This window comes from Streptomyces sp. UH6, assembly GCF_013421635.1.
GTDB classification, from domain to species: domain Bacteria; phylum Actinomycetota; class Actinomycetes; order Streptomycetales; family Streptomycetaceae; genus Streptomyces; species Streptomyces abyssomicinicus.
Window position 1 is genome coordinate 1 of sequence record NZ_JACADT010001150.1, and the last position, 1,647, is coordinate 1,647.

At 75.3% G+C, this 1,647-nt stretch carries 1 protein-coding gene; it reads right to left on the reverse strand.

Annotated features, from left to right (window positions below; all coding sequences use genetic code 11):
- Positions 1-1,647 (reverse strand): DUF6493 family protein (locus tag HW445_RS30120; protein ID WP_257231383.1); only part of this gene is annotated, 1,647 nt, incomplete at both ends.

Consider the following 1,647-nt stretch of genomic DNA (forward strand, 5'->3'; position numbering starts at 1 on the left):
GCCTGGGCGAAGTCGTCGCCCAGCGGGCGGACCCCCGCGGTGGCGTAGGCCTCCAGCCGGTCCACCAGCTCCGCGGGGTCGACGGCCCCGGTGCTCCAGGTGGGGGTGGAGAGGAGGAAGGGGGGAACGGAGCCGGTGCGCACCCGGTGGGCGATCTCGCGGACCCGTGCCTCGAACGCCCGGTACAGCGTGGCGTGGGCGCAGCGGCAGGTGCAGGAGTCGTTCTGCGTACCGGCCCACAACACCTGCTCGGAGACCTGCTCCGCCAGTGCCGCGAGGACGAGTCCGACGAGATGACCGGCGTCGCGGTAGTGCGTCCCGGGACCGAAGAAGCGCTCGGGCGCGCTCCAGGTGCCGGGCTCCGCTCCGTACCACGGGACGCGCGCGAACACCGGAGCCAGCGCCTCCAGCAACGCCGCCCGGTCCTGCCGGGCGTGGCGGACCAGACCGTCCAGCACGCGTTCGAAGGCGGCCACGTCCGCCTCGCGCGCGGCCAGCAACGCGCCGGTCTCCTCGGCCAGTTCGGCCACGGAGGCCGGTGCCGGGGCCAGGCGGGCGGACTCCGGCGGCGGAGGCAGCGTCTCCTCGTAGGCATCCGGCTCCCGCCCACCGGCCTCCACACCCAGCGCCGCCCGCGCCCGCGCACGCAGCGCCGAGGACAACTGATCGGCCTCGGCGACCAGTTCGTCCCGCACGCCGTCGTCCCTCAGCCTGCCCCCGTGCCGTTCCAGCAGCTTCACCGCGCGCTCCCGCGCGTCGGCGTCCGCCTGCCCGAAGGCATGGGCGACGCCGGGCAGCAGCAGGTCCACGGCCCCCGGCCGCGCGGCCAGCACCTTGCCGAGCAGTACGAGCTGGGAGCGGACCAGCTTCTTCTCCGTCCGGAAGAGCACCGACGCCGACAAGTCGGCGAGTTGCCGGTCCGTCAGTTCGCCCGCCAGGGCCATCTCGCCCAGGGCCGCCTGGGCGTACCCGGCGACCGTGGACATCGCGTCACCGGCCAGCGCCAGCCAGTCGCCGGTCCGCGCCCGCCGCTCCTCCCCGGTCAGCTCCAGTGCCGCCAGCAGCCGCTGGAACACCCGCAGGTCGGCGGGCGGCCCACCCCGCAGCAGCCGTGCCAGACAGCCGTCCACCATCTCCCGCCGCTCCAACAGCCCTTCGGCGGTGATCCGCGTCAGCACGGAGACCCAGCTGTCGTCGTCGCCGGAGTAGAGGTTCGCCATGGCGCGGCCGGCGTCCGCCGTCTCGAACAGCCCGGCGGTCAGGGCCTTGAGATGCCGGGTGTTCCGGATGCGGGTGTCGACGCTGTCCCGCCCCCGCCAGACGCCGTTGACGTGCTGGATCCAGGCGTGCACGTACGCGTCGGTGACCGGCGGCGGACAGTCGGCCAGCCGCACCAGCCCGTCCAGCAGCTCGTAGCCCACATCGGCGGAGACCGGCCGCGCGGCGACCCGGTGCGCCAGGTCGGCGAGCCATCGCGGGTCCCTGCCCCGCACCGCGTCGAGCAGGAGTCCTACCGGCGCCCCGGCCCACCGGAAGTCGGCGGCGGTCAGCCAGTCCGTGACCGCCGCCGCTCCGGTCCGGCAGGTCACCCCGGCCAGCTGCAGCGGCGGGTAGGCCCGCCGCTGCTCGGTCCACGACTCCCGGCGG